Source organism: Streptomyces sp. NPDC093094, from assembly GCF_044754345.1.
Taxonomy (GTDB): domain Bacteria; phylum Actinomycetota; class Actinomycetes; order Streptomycetales; family Streptomycetaceae; genus Streptomyces.
In genome coordinates this window covers 342,997-360,423 of sequence record NZ_JBIVOX010000009.1, presented here as the reverse complement: position 1 = coordinate 360,423, position 17,427 = coordinate 342,997, and the positions used below count along the sequence as shown (strand labels likewise).

At 73.1% G+C, this 17,427-nt stretch carries 14 protein-coding genes; 3 read left to right on the top strand and 11 right to left on the bottom strand.

The features are described from left to right. From ACIQGV_RS21825 to ACIQGV_RS21810, 4 genes are read right to left on the bottom strand one after another with little or no spacing between them, the layout of a single operon-like run. Complete coding sequence (locus tag ACIQGV_RS21825) at nucleotides 1-1,941, bottom strand: ABC transporter permease subunit (RefSeq protein WP_402496699.1); 1,941 nt, start codon at nucleotides 1,939-1,941, stop codon at nucleotides 1-3. Next, complete coding sequence (locus tag ACIQGV_RS21820; protein WP_402496698.1) at nucleotides 1,941-3,041, bottom strand: glycine betaine/L-proline ABC transporter ATP-binding protein; 1,101 nt, start codon at nucleotides 3,039-3,041, stop codon at nucleotides 1,941-1,943. The genes ACIQGV_RS21825 and ACIQGV_RS21820 overlap by 1 nt, the downstream gene beginning before the upstream one ends. Continuing rightward, on the bottom strand, nucleotides 3,038-4,570 hold the full coding sequence (locus ACIQGV_RS21815) for a GMC family oxidoreductase (RefSeq protein ID WP_402496697.1): 1,533 nt from the start codon (nucleotides 4,568-4,570) through the stop codon (nucleotides 3,038-3,040). Before ACIQGV_RS21815 ends, ACIQGV_RS21820 begins: the two co-directional genes overlap by 4 nt. A gap of 57 nt (nucleotides 4,571-4,627) precedes the next feature. Then, entirely contained in the window at nucleotides 4,628-6,127 is a 1,500-nt protein-coding gene (locus ACIQGV_RS21810) for an aldehyde dehydrogenase family protein (protein ID WP_402496696.1), read from the bottom strand. 194 nt (nucleotides 6,128-6,321) lie between these two features. On the opposite strand from ACIQGV_RS21810, the gene ACIQGV_RS21805 reads away from it, so the two are divergent. Beyond that, on the top strand, nucleotides 6,322-7,065 hold the full coding sequence (locus tag ACIQGV_RS21805) for a hypothetical protein (protein ID WP_402496695.1): 744 nt from the start codon (nucleotides 6,322-6,324) through the stop codon (nucleotides 7,063-7,065). A 6-nt stretch (nucleotides 7,066-7,071) separates the two neighbouring features. Here ACIQGV_RS21805 and ACIQGV_RS21800 read toward each other — a convergent pair whose 3' ends face one another. Next, on the bottom strand, nucleotides 7,072-7,983 hold the full coding sequence (locus tag ACIQGV_RS21800; protein ID WP_402496694.1) for a LysR family transcriptional regulator: 912 nt from the start codon (nucleotides 7,981-7,983) through the stop codon (nucleotides 7,072-7,074). A 91-nt stretch (nucleotides 7,984-8,074) separates the two neighbouring features. Between ACIQGV_RS21800 and ACIQGV_RS21795 the strand changes: the two genes are divergently transcribed. Then, nucleotides 8,075-9,484 carry an MFS transporter gene (locus ACIQGV_RS21795; RefSeq protein ID WP_402496693.1) on the top strand — a complete coding sequence of 470 codons (1,410 nt, stop codon included), beginning with the start codon at nucleotides 8,075-8,077 and terminating at the stop codon, nucleotides 9,482-9,484. Between the two features lie 153 nt (nucleotides 9,485-9,637). Here the strand turns inward: ACIQGV_RS21795 and ACIQGV_RS21790 are convergent, their stop codons facing one another. The 4 genes from ACIQGV_RS21790 to ACIQGV_RS21775 form a co-directional block, all read right to left on the bottom strand. Beyond that, nucleotides 9,638-10,627 carry a malate dehydrogenase gene (locus ACIQGV_RS21790; RefSeq protein ID WP_402496692.1) on the bottom strand — a complete coding sequence of 330 codons (990 nt, stop codon included), beginning with the start codon at nucleotides 10,625-10,627 and terminating at the stop codon, nucleotides 9,638-9,640. Nucleotides 10,628-11,114: 487 nt separating this feature from the next. Continuing rightward, a complete protein-coding gene (locus ACIQGV_RS21785) occupies nucleotides 11,115-12,314 on the bottom strand; it encodes a DUF2690 domain-containing protein (protein ID WP_402496691.1) in 1,200 nt (399 codons plus the stop codon). Between the two features lie 406 nt (nucleotides 12,315-12,720). Further along, nucleotides 12,721-13,206, bottom strand: coding sequence for a DUF3017 domain-containing protein (locus ACIQGV_RS21780; RefSeq protein WP_402496690.1), 486 nt, complete (start codon nucleotides 13,204-13,206; stop codon nucleotides 12,721-12,723). After that, complete coding sequence (locus ACIQGV_RS21775; protein ID WP_402496689.1) at nucleotides 13,193-14,050, bottom strand: bifunctional methylenetetrahydrofolate dehydrogenase/methenyltetrahydrofolate cyclohydrolase; 858 nt, start codon at nucleotides 14,048-14,050, stop codon at nucleotides 13,193-13,195. Before ACIQGV_RS21775 ends, ACIQGV_RS21780 begins: the two co-directional genes overlap by 14 nt. Nucleotides 14,051-14,316: 266 nt before the next feature. Here ACIQGV_RS21775 and ACIQGV_RS21770 point away from each other — a divergent pair, with 266 nt between their 5' ends. Then, nucleotides 14,317-14,868 carry a hypothetical protein gene (locus ACIQGV_RS21770; protein WP_402496688.1) on the top strand — a complete coding sequence of 184 codons (552 nt, stop codon included), beginning with the start codon at nucleotides 14,317-14,319 and terminating at the stop codon, nucleotides 14,866-14,868. Nucleotides 14,869-14,945: 77 nt separating this feature from the next. Here the strand turns inward: ACIQGV_RS21770 and purH are convergent, their stop codons facing one another. Together purH and purN are read right to left on the bottom strand one after the other, a co-directional pair. Continuing rightward, the gene (gene purH, locus ACIQGV_RS21765; protein ID WP_402496687.1) at nucleotides 14,946-16,535 is read right to left on the bottom strand and encodes a bifunctional phosphoribosylaminoimidazolecarboxamide formyltransferase/IMP cyclohydrolase; all 1,590 of its coding nucleotides are present in this window, start codon (nucleotides 16,533-16,535) and stop codon (nucleotides 14,946-14,948) included. Then, nucleotides 16,532-17,161 (bottom strand): phosphoribosylglycinamide formyltransferase, encoded by a 630-nt coding sequence (gene purN, locus ACIQGV_RS21760; protein ID WP_402496686.1) that lies wholly within the window; start codon nucleotides 17,159-17,161, stop codon nucleotides 16,532-16,534. Before purN ends, purH begins: the two co-directional genes overlap by 4 nt. Between the last annotated feature and the right edge of the window lie 266 nt (nucleotides 17,162-17,427).

The window sequence follows — 17,427 nt, the reverse complement described above, 5'->3', positions numbered from 1 at the left end:
TCAGGCTCCCTTCCTCGCGCGCCGCTCGGTGGGCTGGGTCACGCGGTCGAGCATCAGGCCCAGGCAGACGATGGCGGCGCCCGCGACGAGGCCGGTGGCCAGGTCGCCCTGGGCGAGGCCGAAGACGACGTCGTAGCCGAGGGCTCCGCCGCCGACCAGGCCGCCGATGATGACGACGGCGAGGACGAGGACGACGCCCTGGTTGACGGCGAGCAGCAGCGCGGGCCGGGCCAGCGGGAGCTGGACCTGCCGGAGCTGCTGGCGGCCGGTGGCGCCGAGCGAGCGGGACGCCTCCAGCGCGGCCGGGTCGACCTGGCGCAGCCCCTGGGCGGTGATCCGTACGACGGCGGGCAGCGCGTAGACGACGGCCGCGGCGACGGCCGGGGCGCGGCCGACGCCGAACAGGGCGACGACCGGGATGAGGTACACGAACTGCGGCATCGTCTGGAAGACGTCCAGGACGGGCCGCAGCAGACGTTCGAAGCGGTCGCTGCGGGCGGCCGCGACGGCGGTCGCGAAACCGAGGACGAGGGTGACGGCGACGGCCGCGAGGACCTGGGAGAGGGTGTCCAGGGCGGGCTCCCACACACCGAGCACACCGATCGCCGCCATGGCGGCGACGGCGGTCAGCGCGGTGCGCCAGGTGCCGATCAGCCAGGCCGCGGCGGCCACCGCGAGCAGCACCGCCCACCAGGGCAGCCACAGCAGGCCGTCCCGCAGGGGGTCCAGCACCCAGGTGGTGAAGCGGCCCGCCCAGTCGGCGGTACCGCCGACCACGGGCACGCCCGAGTACAGGTGCGCGGTCATCCAGTCGACCGCACGGTTGACGGGTCCGGCGATCTCCGGCGACCACGCCCGGGGCCATTCGAGGCGGCCGGCGAGCCGCGCGGCGAGCGCGATCACGACGGCGCCGCCGAGCACGTACAGCCCTGCGGAACGGCCGGCGGCAGAGGCGCTGCCGGTGCGTCCGGCGGCGGCCGTCACCCGGTCCAGGACGACGGCGAGCAGCACGACGGGGATGCCGGCCGCGAGGGCCGCGCCCACGTCGACGGCGGCCAGCGCCTGGTAGACGCGGTCACCGAGGCCGCCCGCGCCGATCACCGACGCGATGACCGCCATGGACAGCGCCATCATGATCGTCTGGTTGAGGCCGAGCAGCAGTTCCCTGCGGGCCAGCGGGATCCGGGCGGTCAGCAGCCGCTGGCGCGGGGTCGCGCCGAGCGAGTCGACCGCCTCCAGCACGCCCCGGTCGGCGCCGCGCAGGCCGAGCGCGGTGAGCCGGGCCATGGGCGGGGCGGCGTAGACGACGGTCGCGAGGACCGCGGCGGGGACACCGATGCCGAAGACCAGGACGACGGGCAGGAGGTAGGCGAAGGCCGGCAGCACCTGCATGGTGTCCAGGACCGGGCGCAGGGCCCGGTGCATCCGGGCGGACAGCCCGCCGGCCAGTCCCAGCAGCGCGCCGACGGCGACCGAGGCGGCGACCGCGACGGCCATCAGGGCGAGCGTCTGCATGGTCGGCACCCACATGCCGAGCGCGCCGCAGGCGAGGAACGCGGCGGCCGTGCCGAGGGCGAGCCGTGCGCCCGCCACCCGCCAGGCGACGGCCGCGCCGAGCGCGGTGACCCCGGCCCAGCCGGCGGCGAGCAGGGTGAGGTAGACGGCGCGTACGGCGAGGACGACCGCGTTGCTGAGGTGGCCGAGGCCGTACAGGAAGACCGGGTGGCTGTCGCGGTTGTCGATGATCCAGTCGCCCGCGCCGGTCAGGGGCCTGTCGAGGTCGACGGTGAGCGCGGCGGGCCAGGCGGCGCCCGGCCAGCGGGTGACGGCGACCGGGACCAGGACGGCCGCGGCGAGGGCCAGCAGCAGGAGCTTGCCGGCTCTGCGGTCGCGCAGCAGTGCGGGCAGGGTGCGCGGGGGCGTGGTGGTGAGTGCGGCCATCAGACGACCTCCGCGCCGGTGTCGGCCGACGGGGCCTCGGGGCGGCGCGGGGCGGGCAGCGCCGGACCGCCGACGGGGAGGCCGGCGACCACGCCGAGCAGCGTCGCGTGGTCCACCACGCCGAGGCAGCGGCCCCGGTCGACGACCCGGGCCGGTTCGCCCGCCCGGGCGACCGCCTCGATCGCCTCGGCGACCGTCGCGCCGGGTGCCACCGCCGGGCCGGAGCCCGCCTCCTCGGCGGAGGCCGGGCGCATGGCCGCGCGGACGGTGACGACCTGTTCGCGGGGCACGTCGCGGACGAAGTCGCGGACGTAGTCGTCGGCCGGGGAGCCGACGATCTCCTCCGGGGTGCCGAGCTGGACGACGCGGCCGTCGCGCATGAGGGCGATGCGGTCGCCGAGCTTGAGCGCCTCGTTGAGGTCGTGGGTGATGAAGACCATCGTGCGGCCCTCGTCGCGGTGCAGCCGGACGACCTCCTCCTGCATGTCCCGCCGGATGAGCGGGTCCAGCGCGCTGAAGGGCTCGTCGAACAGCAGCACCTCCGGGTCGACGGCCAGCGCCCGGGCGAGGCCCACGCGCTGCTGCTGACCGCCGGACAGCTGGCCGGGCCGGCGCCGCTCCAGACCCGCGAGGCCGACCTTGTCGACGAACTCGGCGGCTTTCTGACGGCGTTCGGCCCTGCCGACGCCCTGGATCTCCAGACCGTAGGCCACGTTGTCGAGGACCGTGCGGTGCGGCAGCAGGCCGAAGTGCTGGAAGACCATCGCGGCGCGGTGGCGGCGCAGTTCGCGCAGCCGGGCGGTGTCCATGGCGCGGACGTCCTCGCCGTCGATGGCGATGTCGCCGGCCGTCGGTTCGATCAGCCGGGTGAGACAGCGCACGAGGGTGGACTTGCCGGAGCCGGACAGGCCCATGACGACGAACACCTCGCCCTTGCGGACGTCGAACGACACGTCCCGGACGGCGGCCGTGCAGCCGGTGCGGGTGCGCAGTTCGCCGGGCTCCAGCGCGGACAGGGCGGGGTCGGCGGGGACCTGTTCCGCCTTCGGGCCGAACACCTTCCACAGGTTGCGGACCGAGAAGACAGGCGTCGTGCTCATCGGGCGTCACCGCCGATCAGTTCCGCGGCCTTCTCCCCGACCATGAGCACCCCGATCATCGGGTTGACGGCCGTCATGGCCGGGAACACGGACGCGTCGGCGATGCGGATGCCCGACAGGCCGCGGATCCTCAGCTCGGGGTCGACGACGGCGAGTTCGTCGTCGGCCGCGCCCATGCGGCAGGTGCCCGCGGGGTGGTACACGGTGTGGGCGGCCCTGCGGGCGTACTCGCTCAGTTCCTCGTCCCCGGTGATCTCCGGACCGGGGCAGACCTCGCGCTTGAGCCAGCCGGCCAGCGGTTCGGTCCTCGCGATCTCCCGGGCGATGCGGATGCCGTCGACCAGCGTCCTGGCGTCGTGGTCGTCCTCGTCGGTGAAGTAGCGGAAGTCCAGCGCGGGCTTCTCGGCGGGGTCGGCGCTCGTGAGGTACAGCCGGCCCCGGCTCCTCGGCTTGGGGATGTTCGGGGTCATGGAGACGCCGGACTCCGGCCGCTCGTAGCCCAGCCGCTCGGGGTTGTCGGTGAAGGGGATCTGGTAGAAGTGGAACATCAGGTCGGGGCCCTGGTGTCCGGGGTCGCGGCGGACGAACAGGCCGGCGTCGGAGTCCATCGCGGAGTTCTCCGGGATCGGACCGTGCGTCTCCCACACGATCACCGACTCGGGGTGGTCGAGGAGGTTCTCGCCGACTCCGGGCAGGTCGAGCGCCACGGGTATGCCGAGCGCCTCCAGGTCCTGGCGCGGCCCGACGCCCGAGTGCAGCAGCAGCCGGGGCGAGTCGACGGCGCCCGCGCACAGGACGACCTCACGGCGGGCCCTGAGCAGGGTCTCCTCGCCGTCCTCGGTGCGGACGTGGACGCCCTCGGCCCGGGTGCCGTCGAGTTCCAGGCGGTACGCCCAGGTCTCCAGCAAAATCGTCAGGTTGGGCCGCTCGTCCATCACCGGGTGCAGGTACGCCACCGACGCCGAGGAGCGCTTGTTGGTCTCGGGGTGGTAGGCGAGGTCGAAGAAGCCGGCGCCCTCGGTGAAGGGCTGCCGGTTGAAACCCTCGATGCGCGGCAGGCCCAGGGCCGTCCCGGCCGCCTCGACGAAGTCGCGGGCGACGGCGTTCCGGTCCTTCTCGTCGACGGGGACGATGTTGTTGAGCAGACGCGTGTAGTACGTCTCCATCCGGGCCGCGCCCCAGCCCTCGGCGCCGGCCGCCTCCCATTCGTCCCAGTCGGACGGCAGCGGCTTGAAGGCGATGAGGGTGTTGTGGCTGGAGCAGCCGCCGAGCACCCGGGCGCGGCTGTGGCGGATGCGGGAGTTGCCGCGGGGCTGTTCCACCGTGGGGTAGTCGTAGTCGAGTTCGCCGCCGAGCAGGCCCATCCAGCGGCGCAGGGTCAGCACGTCGTCGCGGCCCACGTCGCTGGGGCCGCCCTCGACGACGGCGACGGTGACATCGGGGTTCTCGGTGAGGCGGGAGGCGATGACGGAGCCCGCGGTGCCGCCTCCGATGACGACGTAGTCGTAGACGTGAGTGTTCTCGGACATGGGGTACTCCTGCCGGGGCGTGCGAAGAAGGAGAGGAAGGAAGCGGGACGCGGGGGGTCAGCCCGCGAACCAGCGGACGGGGCGGGGCGCGAGGTTCTGGTAGACGTGCTTGGTCTCGCGGTACTCGGCGAGGCCGGACGGGCCCAGCTCGCGGCCGACTCCGCTGCGGCCGAAGCCGCCCCACTCCGCCTGCGGCAGATAGGGGTGGAAGTCGTTGATCCAGACGGTGCCGTGGCGCAGCAGGCCCGCGACCCGCCGGGCGCGTCCGGCGTCGGCGGTCCACACCGCGCCGGCCAGACCGTACTCGGTGTCGTTGGCGAGGGCGACGGCCTCGTCCTCGGTGCGGAAGGTCTCGACGGTGAGGACGGGGCCGAAGACCTCCTCCCGTACGACCTTCATCTCGCGGTGGCAGTGGTCGAGGACGGTCGGCTCGAAGAAGTAGCCGGGCCCCTCGGGCCGTTTGCCTCCCGTGCGCAGCACGGCCCCCTCCGCCAGTGCGGAGGCGACGTACGCCTCGGTCCTCGCGCGCTGCTGCTCGGAGACGAGCGGGCCGCACTCGACGCCCTCGTCGGTGCCGCGGCCGAGGCGGATCCGGGCGGCACGCCGGGCGAGTTCGGCGACGAAGCGGTCGCGGACGGACTCCTCGACGATGAGGCGGGAGCCGGCCGAGCAGACCTGCCCGCTGTGGATGAAGGCCGCGTTGAGGGCCTGGTCGACGGCCGTGTCGAAGCCCTCGTCGGTGGTGCAGGCGTCGGCGAAGACGACGTTGGGGTTCTTGCCGCCGAGTTCGAGGGCGACCTTCTTGACCGTCGCCGCGGCCGCCCGGGCCACCTTGACGCCGCTGTCCAGGCCGCCGGTGAAGGAGACCAGGCCGACGTCGGGGTGTTCGGCGAGACGGGCGCCGACCGAGTGGCCGGGGCCGGTGACGAGGTTGGCGGCCCCGGCGGGCAGACCGGCCTCGGCGAGCAGGCCGATCAGGGCGACGGTCGTCAGCGGGGTGATCTCGCTGGGCTTGACGACGAAGGTGTTGCCGGCCGCGAGGGCGGGGGCGATCTTCCAGCTGGCCTGGAGCAGGGGGTAGTTCCAGGGCGTGATCAGCGCGCACACGCCGACGGGTTCCTGGACGACGACGCTGTGCACGTCCGGCGTGCCCGCGTCGACGACCCGGCCGGGGGCCTCCGCGGCGACGAGGTCGGCGAAGTGACGGAAGGCGTCGGCGACGCAGTCGATGTCGACGCGGCCCTCTTCCAGGGTCTTGCCGGCGTCGCGGCTCTCCAGCAGGCCGAGTTGCTCGCGGTCGCGCACGAGCAGGTCCGCCACTCGCCGCAGCAGGGCGGCGCGCTCGGCGACGGGGGTGCGGGGCCAGGGTCCGCGGCCCGCGTCGAAGGCACGGCGGGCGGACTCGACGGCCAGGTCGGCGTCCTTCTCGTCGCCCTCCGCGACGACGGCGAAGGGCTGGGCGTCGGCGGGGTCGACGATCTCGCGGGTGGCCCCGCGGACCGCTTCCCGCCACTCGCCGTCGACATGGATCGTCCGTCGTTCGTGCTGCCTTGCCATGGTCGGTGCTGCCTTCCGTTCCTGGTCGGTTCCCCTGAGTCACATCCATGTCACCCTCGGAGACCGTGAGCGCATGCCCCCGGACCTCCGATGCATGCGCGATCCATGGCCAGAAGTGCGCTGCATCACTGAACATGCGGACAAATAGGGCGAAAAGTAGCCTGAGGGAGGATGCGCACCCGGGAGGTGACGCCATGGTCGTGTCGACCCTGATCCCGGCCGCGATGAGCGCGACCCTGCTGCTGGCCCCGGCGGCGGCAGCGGCGGACGACCCCGGCGCCCGCCAACTCGCCGACGAGGCCCTGGACAACCTCCTCGACGCCGAGTCCGTCCGTCTGAAGCTGACCGACCGCAGCAAGGACACGGCCTCGTCCCGCACCGCCCCGACGTCGCTGGATCTCGCCCTGGACCGGGACGGCAACTGCGTCGGCGTCATGGACATGGCCCGGCACGGCGGCCACGTCGAGATCGTCAAGCAGGGCGACGAGGTGTGGATGAAGCCGGACGCCGACTTCTGGAAGGCGCAGGTCCCCGGCGGCCAGGGCGACGCGGCGGCCGAGCTGTTCGAGGACCGCTACATCCACGGCTCCGTCCACGACCCGATGCTCAGGGGCATGGCCGACCTGTGCGACCTGGACAGTTTCCAGAAGCAGGTCGGCGCGGGCGAGACACGGGCGACCGACCTGAAGAAGGGCGAGCGGACCGAGCGCGACGGCACCGAGGTCATCCCCCTGACCGGCAGGGAGGACGGCAAGAACGTCACGATGTACGTCACGGCGGACTCCCCGCACCGGGCCGTGGAGATGACACAGCGCGGCGGCGGCACCGACACGACCGTGACCTTCGACGACTACGACAAGCCCGTGCCGACGAAGACCCCGTCACCGGACGACAGCGTCGACATCGGCAGGCTCCGGCAGGAGCTCCAGGGCACCTGACCGCGGTCACGCGCCGGGCGGCACGACCAGTTCCCGCACGGTCCGCCGCAGCCAGGCGTGCGCCGGATCGGCGTCATGGCGGGGATGCCAGGCCAGCCCCAGCCGCAGCGGCGGCAGACCGAGCGGCACCTCGAACGTGGCGAGGCCCAGCGCGGTCGCGAGCGGCAGCCCCCAGGAACTGATCAGACCCACCAGATCGGTGTCGCGCAGCACGAACAGCGAGGCCGGAAAGGTCCCGACGCTGCCCACCACCCGCCGGGCGAGACCGAGTTCGGCCAGCGCCCGGTCGACCGGACCGTGCAGACGGCCCCGCCGCGACGCGGTCAGATGCTCCGCGGCGGCGAACCGCTCCGGCGTCGGCTCCCCCTCCAGCAGCGGATGCCCACGCCGTACGACACCGATCATGCGGTCCTCGCAGAGATGCTCGCGATGCACCTCGGGTGCCACGGTGTCGATCACCCCGACCTCCAGATCGGCCGTGCCCTCGCGCAGGAGGGGCGCGTCCACCGGGCTCTCGGCCAGGAACCGCAGCCGCACCCCGGGCGCCTCGGCGGCGGCCCGCGCGAACAGCCCGGCACCGAGCGCCGCCGCCATGGCGTCCTGCCCGAGGACCGTGAACGTGCGCTCCACGGTCCGCAGATCGGTGTCCGCGGGCGCGAACAGCGCGCGGGCCCGCTCCACCACCGCGCTCACCTCGGCCCGCACCGCGAGGGCGCGCGGGGTCGGCACCATCGCGCGCCCCGCCCGCACCAGCACCGGATCGCCCAGCGCCCTGCGGACCCGGCCGAGGGTGCGGCTCATGGCCGGCTCGGACAGATGCAGCCGCCGGGCCGCGCCCTGCACGCTCCGCTCCTCCAGCAGCACGTCCAGCGCGACCAGCAGATTCAGATCGACCTTGCCCGATTGCGTCACACGCATTCATCCCCTGCAAAGGTTGCACTGGAAGACAGTCTGCCTCCGAGCCTACGGTGACAGGGCATCCCTCACCCACTCGCTCCGAGGAGGAGCCGTGCCCTCGCCTGTCCCGGAACCGGCGCTGAAGCGCTCGACCCTGCTGGCCCTGTGCGCCTGCGTACTGGTCGCGCAGAGCCTGGTGGCCGCCGTGAACCTGCTGATCCCGCAGCTGAGTTCGTCCTCGCTGCACCCTTCGCACACCGAGATCCTGTGGACGGTCGACGCCTACGTCATCGTCTTCGCCGGTCTGCTCGTCCCGGCCGGCGCGCTCGGCGACCGGTACGGCCGCAAGGGCGCCCTGCTCTGCGGGCTCGCCCTGCTCGGGGCGGGCGCGGGTCTGAGCGCCCTGGCCGAAGGGCCCGCCGCGCTGATCGCCGGGCGCGGTGTCTCCGGCGCCGGGGCCGCGCTGATCACCCCGGCGACGCTGTCGCTCGTGCTGCACCTCGCCGGTCCCGAGCGGCGCGCGCAGGCCATGGCGTCCTGGACGCTGGCGATCGGCCTGGGCGGCCTGGCGGGCAACCTCGGCGGCGGCCTGGCCGGCGAGTTCTTCTCCTGGCGGGCCCTGTTCGGCGTGATGGTGCCGCTGGCGGCGCTGCTCGCCCTCGCGGTCGCCGTCACGACGCCGCGCACCGGGCGCTCCCCGCACGCCGCCCTGGATCCGCTGGGCACCCTGCTGCTCACCTCGGGGCTGGTCGCCGTGCTGTTCGGCATCATCGAGGGCCCGGTCCACGGCTGGACCTCGGCCCGCATCCTCGGCGCCTTCGCCGCGGGCGGCCTGCTGGTCGCCGCGTTCACGGCGCACTCCCTGCGCTCCCCCGCCCCGCTGTTCGACCCGCGCGTCTTCGCCGCCCGCCGGCTGCGCGCGGCGACCCTCGGCACGGCGACCGGCTTCTTCGGGCTGTTCTCGTTCTTCTACGTCAACTCGCAGTACCTGCAGGAGGTGCAGGGTTACGGGCCCGCGCTGACCGGGCTCGCGATCGTCCCGCTGACCGTCGGCATGGCGCTGGTGCCGAAGCTGGCCGCGCGCTGGTCGGCGCGTCCCCGGCCGGTGATCGGCGGCGGGCTCGCGCTGATCGGGCTGGGCCTGCTCGGGGTGTCCACGGCGGACGCGGGCACACCGTACGGGGTGTACGCCTGCTGGATGCTGGTGCTGTCGGCCGGCACGGGGCTGTGCATGCCCCCGCTGACCCTCGGGGTGGTGGCCTCCCTGCCGCCCGGCCGGGCGGGCCTGGGTTCGGGCCTCGGGGCGGCGGCCCGGGAGGTGGGCGCGGCTCTGGGGGTCGCGGTCACCGGGACGGTCCTCGGTTCGCACGCGGGGCTCGCCGAGGGAATGGCCCCGGCGCTGCGCACGGTCGGGCTGCTGGTGCTCGGCTCGACGGCGGTGGTCCTGGCGGGCCATCGGGCCGCGCGACCTGCCGTACGACGCACGAAGTCCCGCCCTGCCGAAGCAGGACGGGACTTGTGAGAAGAGCGCCGGGCAGGCCTTGCACCTGCATTTCCCCGCAGGAAGCGGGGCGTCTTTCCTTGGACCACCAACGCACATTCGGCTTCCGTGACTTCCGGCGGCCGGTGTGTGATCAACTATAGCGCACACCGGCCGCCGAAGTCACGTCGTGGCTCAGATCAGGCCGAGGGCGCGGACCGCCTCGCGCTCCTCCGCCAGCTCCTGCACGGAGGCGTCGATGCGGGTGCGGGAGAACTCGCTGATCTCCAGGCCCTGGACGATCTCGTACTTGCCGTCCTTGCAGGTGACCGGGAAGGAGGAGATCAGGCCCTCCGGGACGCCGTAGGAGCCGTCCGACGGGATGCCCATGGAGGTCCAGTCGCCCTCGGCGGTGCCGTTGACCCAGGTGTGGACGTGGTCGATGGCGGCGTTGGCGGCGGAGGCCGCGGAGGAGGCGCCACGGGCCTCGATGATCGCCGCACCGCGCTTGGCGACGGTCGGGATGAAGTCCTCGGCCAGCCACTTCTCGTCGTTGACGACCTCGGCCGCGTTCTTGCCGGCGACCGTGGCGTGGAAGATGTCCGGGTACTGGGTGGCGGAGTGGTTGCCCCAGATGGTCAGACGCTTGATGTCGGCGACCGTGGTGCCGGTCTTCTTCGCCAGCTGGGTCAGCGCGCGGTTGTGGTCCAGGCGGGTCATCGCCGTGAAGCGCTCGGCCGGTACGTCCGGGGCGGCGGCCTGGGCGATCAGCGCGTTGGTGTTGGCCGGGTTGCCGACGACGAGGACCTTGATGTCGTCCGCGGCGTTGTCGTTGATGGCCTTGCCCTGCGGCTTGAAGATGCCGCCGTTGGCGGAGAGCAGGTCACCGCGCTCCATGCCCTTGGTGCGGGGGCGGGCGCCGACGAGGAGGGCGACGTTGGCGCCGTCGAAGGCGACGTTCGGGTCGTCGCTGATGTCGATGCCCTGGAGCAGCGGGAACGCGCAGTCGTCCAGCTCCATGGCCGTGCCCTCGGCGGCCTTGAGCGCCGGGGTGATCTCCAGCAGGCGCAGCTTGACCGGCACGTCCGCGCCGAGCAGCTGGCCGGAGGCGATGCGGAAGAGCAGGGCGTAACCGATCTGGCCGGCCGCGCCGGTGACGGTGACGTTCACGGGAGTGCGGGTCATGGCGTTCTCCGTATGAAGCTGGCGGTGGGGCGGCACTGCCCCGGTGCGGACGTACAGATGATCGATCTCTTGGTATCAAGAGATCCACCAGCGGTCAGGCTATCGCGCCCGCGTGACCCCGGGTGTCCGGGACGGTGTGGCCCGTCCCACAGACCGCTGCACGGACCGTTCCGCAGACGGCTTCACGGACCGCCCCGCAGACCGCTGCACGGACCGTTCCGCCGCCGGTCCCGCGGCACGCCCGTCGGCGCTCCCGCGGAAAGGGCCTCACGGACGGGGAAGAACCTCGTGGACGGGGAAGGCGGCCGCCCGTCCGGGAGAGGAGAGACGAGGGCGGCCGCCGGGCGGGGGTACCGATCTGGCCGGACTCCCGTGGGGGGGTACCGGACGCGTGCCCCGGATCCCGGCGTCCATTCCTGGTGCGTCGAGAATTTCTCGCGGGAACCCGGTGCGCCCGGATTCCCGCGGAGAGACGGCCCTCGGGCCGTTACTTCGTGCAGCCGCTCGTCCCGGCGGCCAGCGTCACGCAGGCGACCGCGTCGCCCGCGTCCTTCACTCCCACCATCGGGGTGTACGCGCTGGTGTCGCCGGCCGTGGTGACCGAGCCGGTCTCGCTGCTCTTGCCGGCCGTGACCTTCACCTCGTCGCCCTGCGCGGCACCGGTGATCCGGCCCCACGCGGCCCGGCAGATCTCGCTGTAGCGGACCTCGACGACGGTGGTGCCGACGGTGGCGGTCTGCGCGGTGGTGACCAGGTCGCCGCTGCACCCCATGGCCTCGGCGTCCTTGCCGGTGCAGGTCGCGCCGACGCAGTCCACCCCCGGAGGCAGCTCGGGCTCGGTGGTGGCGGTGGGCGAGGGCTTCGGATCGGTGCCCTCGTTCTTCTTGTCGCCGTCGCCGAGGTACAGGAACGCGGCGACGGCGACCACCACCACGCCGACGGCGCCCGCGAGGAACATCGTCACCCGTCGGCCGCCCCCACGGCCGGACGGGGCCCGACGGCTGCCGCGCGGAGCGTCGCCGAACGTGCCCGCGGGCCGCGGCGCACCGGCCGCGGCACCCGCGCCCGGCCCCGCCTGGTCCCCCGTGCGTGCCGGGCCCGTGCCGGGCCTGACCCCGCCCGAGGGGGCGGGTCCGCGGTAGCCGGCCATGTTCCACGAGTTCACGCCCGGCTCCGCCGGACCGGCGGAGCGCCGCTCGTCGTCGCGCACGTCGGCGTCCGGGCCCATGGGCTGCGCGGGCACCGAGGGTGCCCCGCCCGCGGGGCCCGCGGCACCGGGAGCGACCGTGGCGCCGCCGCCCCTGCGGGCGGCCGCCCGGCCGCCCTGGGCGTTGGCCGGGGACGGCCCGAACTCGCTGAGCGCGGCGCGCGCCTGCGAGATCCGGATCGCCTCCATGGTCATGTCGTGCCGCATCTCCGAGCGGCTCCAGGCGCGCTCGGCGAGCTCCCACATGGTGGTGAGGTGGACCGGGTTGGTACCGGTGACCTCGGCCAGGGCCACGATCGCGCCCTTGGGCGCCAGCAGCCGTCCGTTCAGATAACGCTCCCAGGACGTCTTGCTGTAGCCCGTGCGGTCGGAGACCGCGGCGACGCTCAGGCCGCTGCGGTCGACGAGTCGCCGCAGCTGGCTGGTGAACTCTCTGATCTGTGGATCGAGTTCATCGGGCAAGGCCTTCCAGCGAGGCATTGCTTCCCCCCTCTTCCCCCCGGTACGTGCTCATATTTCCCCCCGCGCGTGGTGCCCTCCTGCCGAGCCCCGTTCCGGCTGTCCACAAGGATGCGCCGGATCAGGATCTCAGTTCCCGGGGTGGGGGCGCACGGGATCGCCGGGGCCGTGGGCGTGCACCGTTGCACTCCCGCGGGTCCACGGTCCAGTGTTCCACCGTCTCCGCCCGCTGTCGGCGGCAACCCCTCGCGCGCGTTCCCGGGACGGCCCGGACCGTCCCGATCGGGACACGTTAACCCCGGTGTGGGGCAGCGTCCCGCCGCTTCCCCGAACGTGCCAGCACATCGGCACAACGGACACACAAGCGTGACCTCACGCGTCCCCGCGACCTCGGCAGTCACGGGGACGGGCGGCCGCGCCCCGCGTCTCAGCTGTCGACGGTGAAGTGCAGGGCGTCCTTGAAGAAGGGGATCTCCAGCCAGGGGTGGGGCTGCACCATCAGCGCGAGCAGCGCGATCGCCAGCCCCAGGACGCCGTACGTGACGATGTCCGTGAAGCGGGAGCGCACCGCGAGCATGCCGACGCCGGGCAGCAGCCAGCGCAGCACGGCACCGCCGAGCAGGGCGATCCCGACGAGCAGCGTGCCGACGCGGAACCGGTCCAGCGCGGTGAGCAGCAGACCGAGTCCGACCGTGCCGAGCACGGCGAGCATCGGCCACTGCCGGGCGGGCGCCGGGGCGGCACCGGACGCGGCCCGGCCGCTGCCCTCGGGCCGCGCGGTGTCCCGGGTGAACAGCGGGAAGCGCCGGGTGACCCGGCGGGGACGGCCCTCGGCGTCGGGCGCGCTGACCGCGTCCCGCGCCGTCGGCTCCCCGCTCTCGCCGATGCCCTCGGGGGTCCTACCGTCCGACACTGCGCTCCGCCGCCTCGACGACGTTGACGAGCAGCTGCGCACGGGTCATCGGACCGACGCCGCCGGGGTTCGGGGAGATCCAGCCGGCCACCTCGCGCACGTCCGGGTGGACGTCGCCGACGATCTTGCCCTCGGCGCTGCGGGAGACGCCGACGTCGAGGACGGCCGCGCCCGGCTTGACGTCCTCGGCGCGGACCAGATGGGCGGAACCGGCGGCGGCGACGATGATGTCGGCACGCTTGAGGTGGGCCGACAGGTCACGGGTGCCGGTGTGGCACTGCGTCACCGTGGCGTTCTCGCTGCGGCGGGTCAGCAGCAGCGGCATCGGCCGGCCGATGGTCACACCGCGGCCGACGACGACGACCTCGGCGCCCTTGATCTCGACGCCGTAGCGGCGCAGCAGGGTGAGGACGCCGTTGGGGGTGCAGGGCAGCGGGGCGGGCTCGTTGAGCACCAGCCGGCCGAGGTTGGTCGGGTGCAGACCGTCGGCGTCCTTGGCCGGGTCCATCAGCTCCAGGATGCGGTTCTCGTCGATGCCCTTGGGCAGCGGCAGCTGGACGATGTAACCGGTGCAGGCGGGGTCCTCGTTGAGCTCGCGGACGACCGCCTCGATCTCCTCCTGGGTCGCGGTCGCGGGCAGCTCCCGCTGGATGGAGGCGATGCCGACCTCCGCGCAGTCGCGGTGCTTGCCGGCTACGTACTTCTGGCTGCCGGGGTCGTCCCCGACGAGGATCGTGCCGAGGCCGGGCGTGACGCCCTTCTCCTTCAGCACCGCCACACGGGCGGTCAGATCGGACTTGATCTCGGCTGCGGTGGCCTTGCCATCGAGAATCTGGGCGGTCATGCCCCCATCCTCCCGGATGACCGCCCCCCGGTTCCAATCCGGGCCCGCCATGGGCCCCACGCCGGCGATACGTCCGTTTTCTCCCGTGCGTGAGGTGTTGCACTTGCACAACACCTGAGCTTCCCGGCTGGACAAGCGTGCGAGAGCTGAAGAACGATGAGCAGCACAGTGCCGCGGGCAGTACCGGGGGGACGGACCGCTTCTGTGACTTTCCTCCGCACCGTGCCGCGCGTCCCCGCGCCAGGAACAACGGAGGAAAGACCGCCATGAGCTTCGGCGACCCCCAGAACCCCTACGGCCCCCCGCAGGGCCAGCCGCAGGGCTACGGCCAGCCCCAGCAGCCCGGTTACGGCTACCCGGCCGCTCCGCCGGTCGGCGGTTACGCGCCGGTGCCCACGACCATGCCCGGCACCGTGAGCACCGCCCGTGTCCTGCTGTGGGTCATCGTCGGCCTTCAGCTGCTCGGTGTGGCCCTGTTCGGCTTCGCGGCCGCCAGCGTCAAGGCGGCGCAGGAGGACGAGTCGCTCAAGGACGACGCCGCCTTCCAGCAGCTCGCCGACTACTCGGCCGGCATGCTGTGGGGTCTGACCGCGTTCGCCGTGGCCTGGGCCGTGTTCGCGATCGTGCTGGCCGTCAAGATAGGCAGCGGCGGCAACGGCATACGCATCACCACCATGGTGTTCGCCATCGTCACCGCGATCGCGGGCATCTACCCGTTCGTGCTGGTCGGCCTCATCCACACCGTTCTCGCCATCCTGGTCGCCGTGTTCGTCGGCAACCAGGCGGGCTCCGCGTGGTTCAACCGCCCGCGTTACTGACACCGCGTCACGGCCGAGGGCCGCGTCCTCCCCGAGGGGAGGACGCGGCCCTCGGTGTTCTCCCGGCCGGCAACGGCTCAGTGGAAGAAGTGCCGCGTGCCGGTGAAGTACATCGTGACGCCCGCCTTCTTCGCGGCCTCCACGACCAGCTCGTCACGGACCGAGCCGCCCGGCTGGACGACCGCCTTGACGCCGGCCTCGACGAGGATCTCCAGGCCGTCGGGGAAGGGGAAGAAGGCGTCGGAGGCCGCGTAGGAGCCCTGCGCCCGCTCGGCGCCCGCACGCTCGACCGCCAGCTTGGCGGAGTCGACGCGGTTGACCTGGCCCATGCCGACGCCGACGGAGGCGCCGCCCTTGGCGAGCAGGATCGCGTTGGACTTGACCGCGCGGCAGGCCCTCCAGGCGAAGGACAGCTCGGCCAGCTCCTCGGCGGACAGCGCCTCGCCGGTCGCCAGCGTCCAGCCGGCCGGGTCGTCGCCGTCGGCCTGGAGGCGGTCGGCGACCTGGAGCAGCGCGCCGCCGTCGACGGCCTTGACCTCGACGGGGTTCGCCGGGGCGGCCGGAGCCTTGAGCACCCGGATGTTCTTCTTCTTCGCGAGGGCCTCCAGCGCGCCCTCCTCGTAGTCCGGGGCGACGATGACCTCGGTGAAGATCTCCGCGACCTGCTCGGCCATCTCCTTGCTGACCGGGCGGTTCACGGCGATCACACCGCCGAACGCGGACAGCGGGTCGCAGGCGTGCGCCTTGCGGTGCGCCTCGGCGACGTCCGCGCCGACCGCGATGCCGCAGGGGTTGGCGTGCTTGATGATCGCCACGGCCGGCTCGTCGTGGTCGTACGCGGCACGGCGCGCGGCGTCCGTGTCCGTGTAGTTGTTGTACGACATCTCCTTGCCGTGCAGCTGCTCGGCCTCCGCGAGACCGCTGCCGCCCGCGGCGGAGCCGCTGACGGACGCCGTGTCGACGTAGAGCGCGGCGGGCTGGTGCGGGTTCTCGCCGTAGCGCAGGGTGCTCTTGCGCTCCCAGGTGGCGCCGAGGAAGTCGGGGAAGGAGGAGTCGTCGACCGGGGCGTACTCGGAGGCGAACCAGGAGGCGACCGCCACGTCGTACGACGCCGTGTGCTGGAACGCCTCGGCGGCGAGCCGCTTGCGGGTCGTGAGGTCGAAGCCGCCGTCCTGCACGGCCGCCAGGACGTCCGCGTAACGGGCCGGGCTGGTCACCACGGCCACCGAGGGGTGGTTCTTGGCGGCGGCGCGGACCATCGACGGGCCGCCGATGTCGATCTGCTCGACGCACTCGTCGGGCGAGGCGCCCGAGGCGACGGTCTCCCGGAACGGGTAGAGGTTGACGACGACCAGGTCGAACGGCTCGACGCCCAGCTCCGCCAGCTGCCGCCGGTGGTCCTCCAGGCGCAGGTCGGCGAGGATGCCCGCGTGGACCTTGGGGTGCAGGGTCTTCACCCGGCCGTCCAGGCACTCGGGGAAGCCGGTGAGCTCCTCGACCTTCGTGACGGGGACGCCCGCGGCGGCGATCCGTCCGGCCGTGGAGCCGGTGGACACCAGCTCGACGCCGGCCTCGTGCAGCCCGCGCGCGAGCTCCTCCAGGCCGGTCTTGTCGTAGACGCTGACCAGTGCGCGACGGATGGGCCGCTTGTTGCTCTCGGCGGTCACTGGATAACTACCTTTCGTCCCTCGATGCGATAGCCGTTGCGGGCGAGCCGCCCCACGACATCGACGAGCAGCCTTCGCTCGACTTCCTTGATGCGCTCGTGCAGTGCGCTCTCGTCGTCCTCGTCCCGGACCTCGACCACGCCCTGGGCGATGATCGGTCCGGTGTCGACGCCGTCGTCGACGAAGTGGACGGTGCAGCCGGTGACCCGGGCGCCGTACGCGAGCGCGTCACGCACACCGTGGGCACCGGGAAAACTGGGGAGGAGGGCCGGGTGGGTGTTCACGAACCGGCCGCCGAAGCGGGCCAGGAACTCCTTGCCGACGATCTTCATGAACCCGGCGGAGACCACCAGGTCGGGCTCGTACGCGGCCACGGCCCCGGCGAGCGCGGCGTCCCACTCCTCGCGGGCCGCGAAGTCCTTGACCTTGCACACGAAGGTCGGCAGCCCGGCGCGCTCGGCGCGGGCGAGCCCCTCGATGTTCTCGCGGTCGGCGCCGACGGCCACGATCTCGGCGCCGTAGGACCCGGATCCGGTGGCGGCGATCTCGTCGAGCAGCGCCTGGAGGTTGGTGCCGGATCCGGAGACCAGCACGACGAGGCGCTTGGCCACGGGCTTGGCGGCCACGATGGGGCCCTTTCTCGGGGGTGCGTCTGTCCGGGCCGGCGACCGTACGTCCGTCGATTCTGTACGTTCATACGAATGCTTCGCGTCCTCCGATACGGGGAAGCCTACGAAGCGGCCGGCCGTCAGCAACGATACCGGCACACCGGACGGGCCCCGTGGGACGGGGGCGCGGGCGGAGGGTAGCGTCTGGGAGGAGCGGGATCGGGAACGCCGCCCGGGGCCGGGACGTTCATGAGACGACAGCTCGCACGAGACAGCCTTATCCA

What these genes read in the sequence shown, in the direction of transcription:
- ACIQGV_RS21800 (WP_402496694.1), bottom strand. Translation starts at nt 7,983, where the DNA reads ATGCGTGTGACGCAATCGGGCAAGGTCGATCTGAATCTGCTGGTCGCG.
- ACIQGV_RS21820 (WP_402496698.1), bottom strand. Translation starts at nt 3,041, where the DNA reads ATGAGCACGACGCCTGTCTTCTCGGTCCGCAACCTGTGGAAGGTGTTC.
- ACIQGV_RS21815 (WP_402496697.1), bottom strand. Translation starts at nt 4,570, where the DNA reads ATGTCCGAGAACACTCACGTCTACGACTACGTCGTCATCGGAGGCGGC.
- ACIQGV_RS21775 (WP_402496689.1), bottom strand. Translation starts at nt 14,050, where the DNA reads ATGACCGCCCAGATTCTCGATGGCAAGGCCACCGCAGCCGAGATCAAG.
- ACIQGV_RS21810 (WP_402496696.1), bottom strand. Translation starts at nt 6,127, where the DNA reads ATGGCAAGGCAGCACGAACGACGGACGATCCATGTCGACGGCGAGTGG.
- ACIQGV_RS21785 (WP_402496691.1), bottom strand. Translation starts at nt 12,314, where the DNA reads ATGCCTCGCTGGAAGGCCTTGCCCGATGAACTCGATCCACAGATCAGA.
- ACIQGV_RS21825 (WP_402496699.1), bottom strand. Translation starts at nt 1,941, where the DNA reads ATGGCCGCACTCACCACCACGCCCCCGCGCACCCTGCCCGCACTGCTG.
- ACIQGV_RS21805 (WP_402496695.1), top strand. Translation starts at nt 6,322, where the DNA reads ATGGTCGTGTCGACCCTGATCCCGGCCGCGATGAGCGCGACCCTGCTG.
- ACIQGV_RS21770 (WP_402496688.1), top strand. Translation starts at nt 14,317, where the DNA reads ATGAGCTTCGGCGACCCCCAGAACCCCTACGGCCCCCCGCAGGGCCAG.
- ACIQGV_RS21790 (WP_402496692.1), bottom strand. Translation starts at nt 10,627, where the DNA reads ATGACCCGCACTCCCGTGAACGTCACCGTCACCGGCGCGGCCGGCCAG.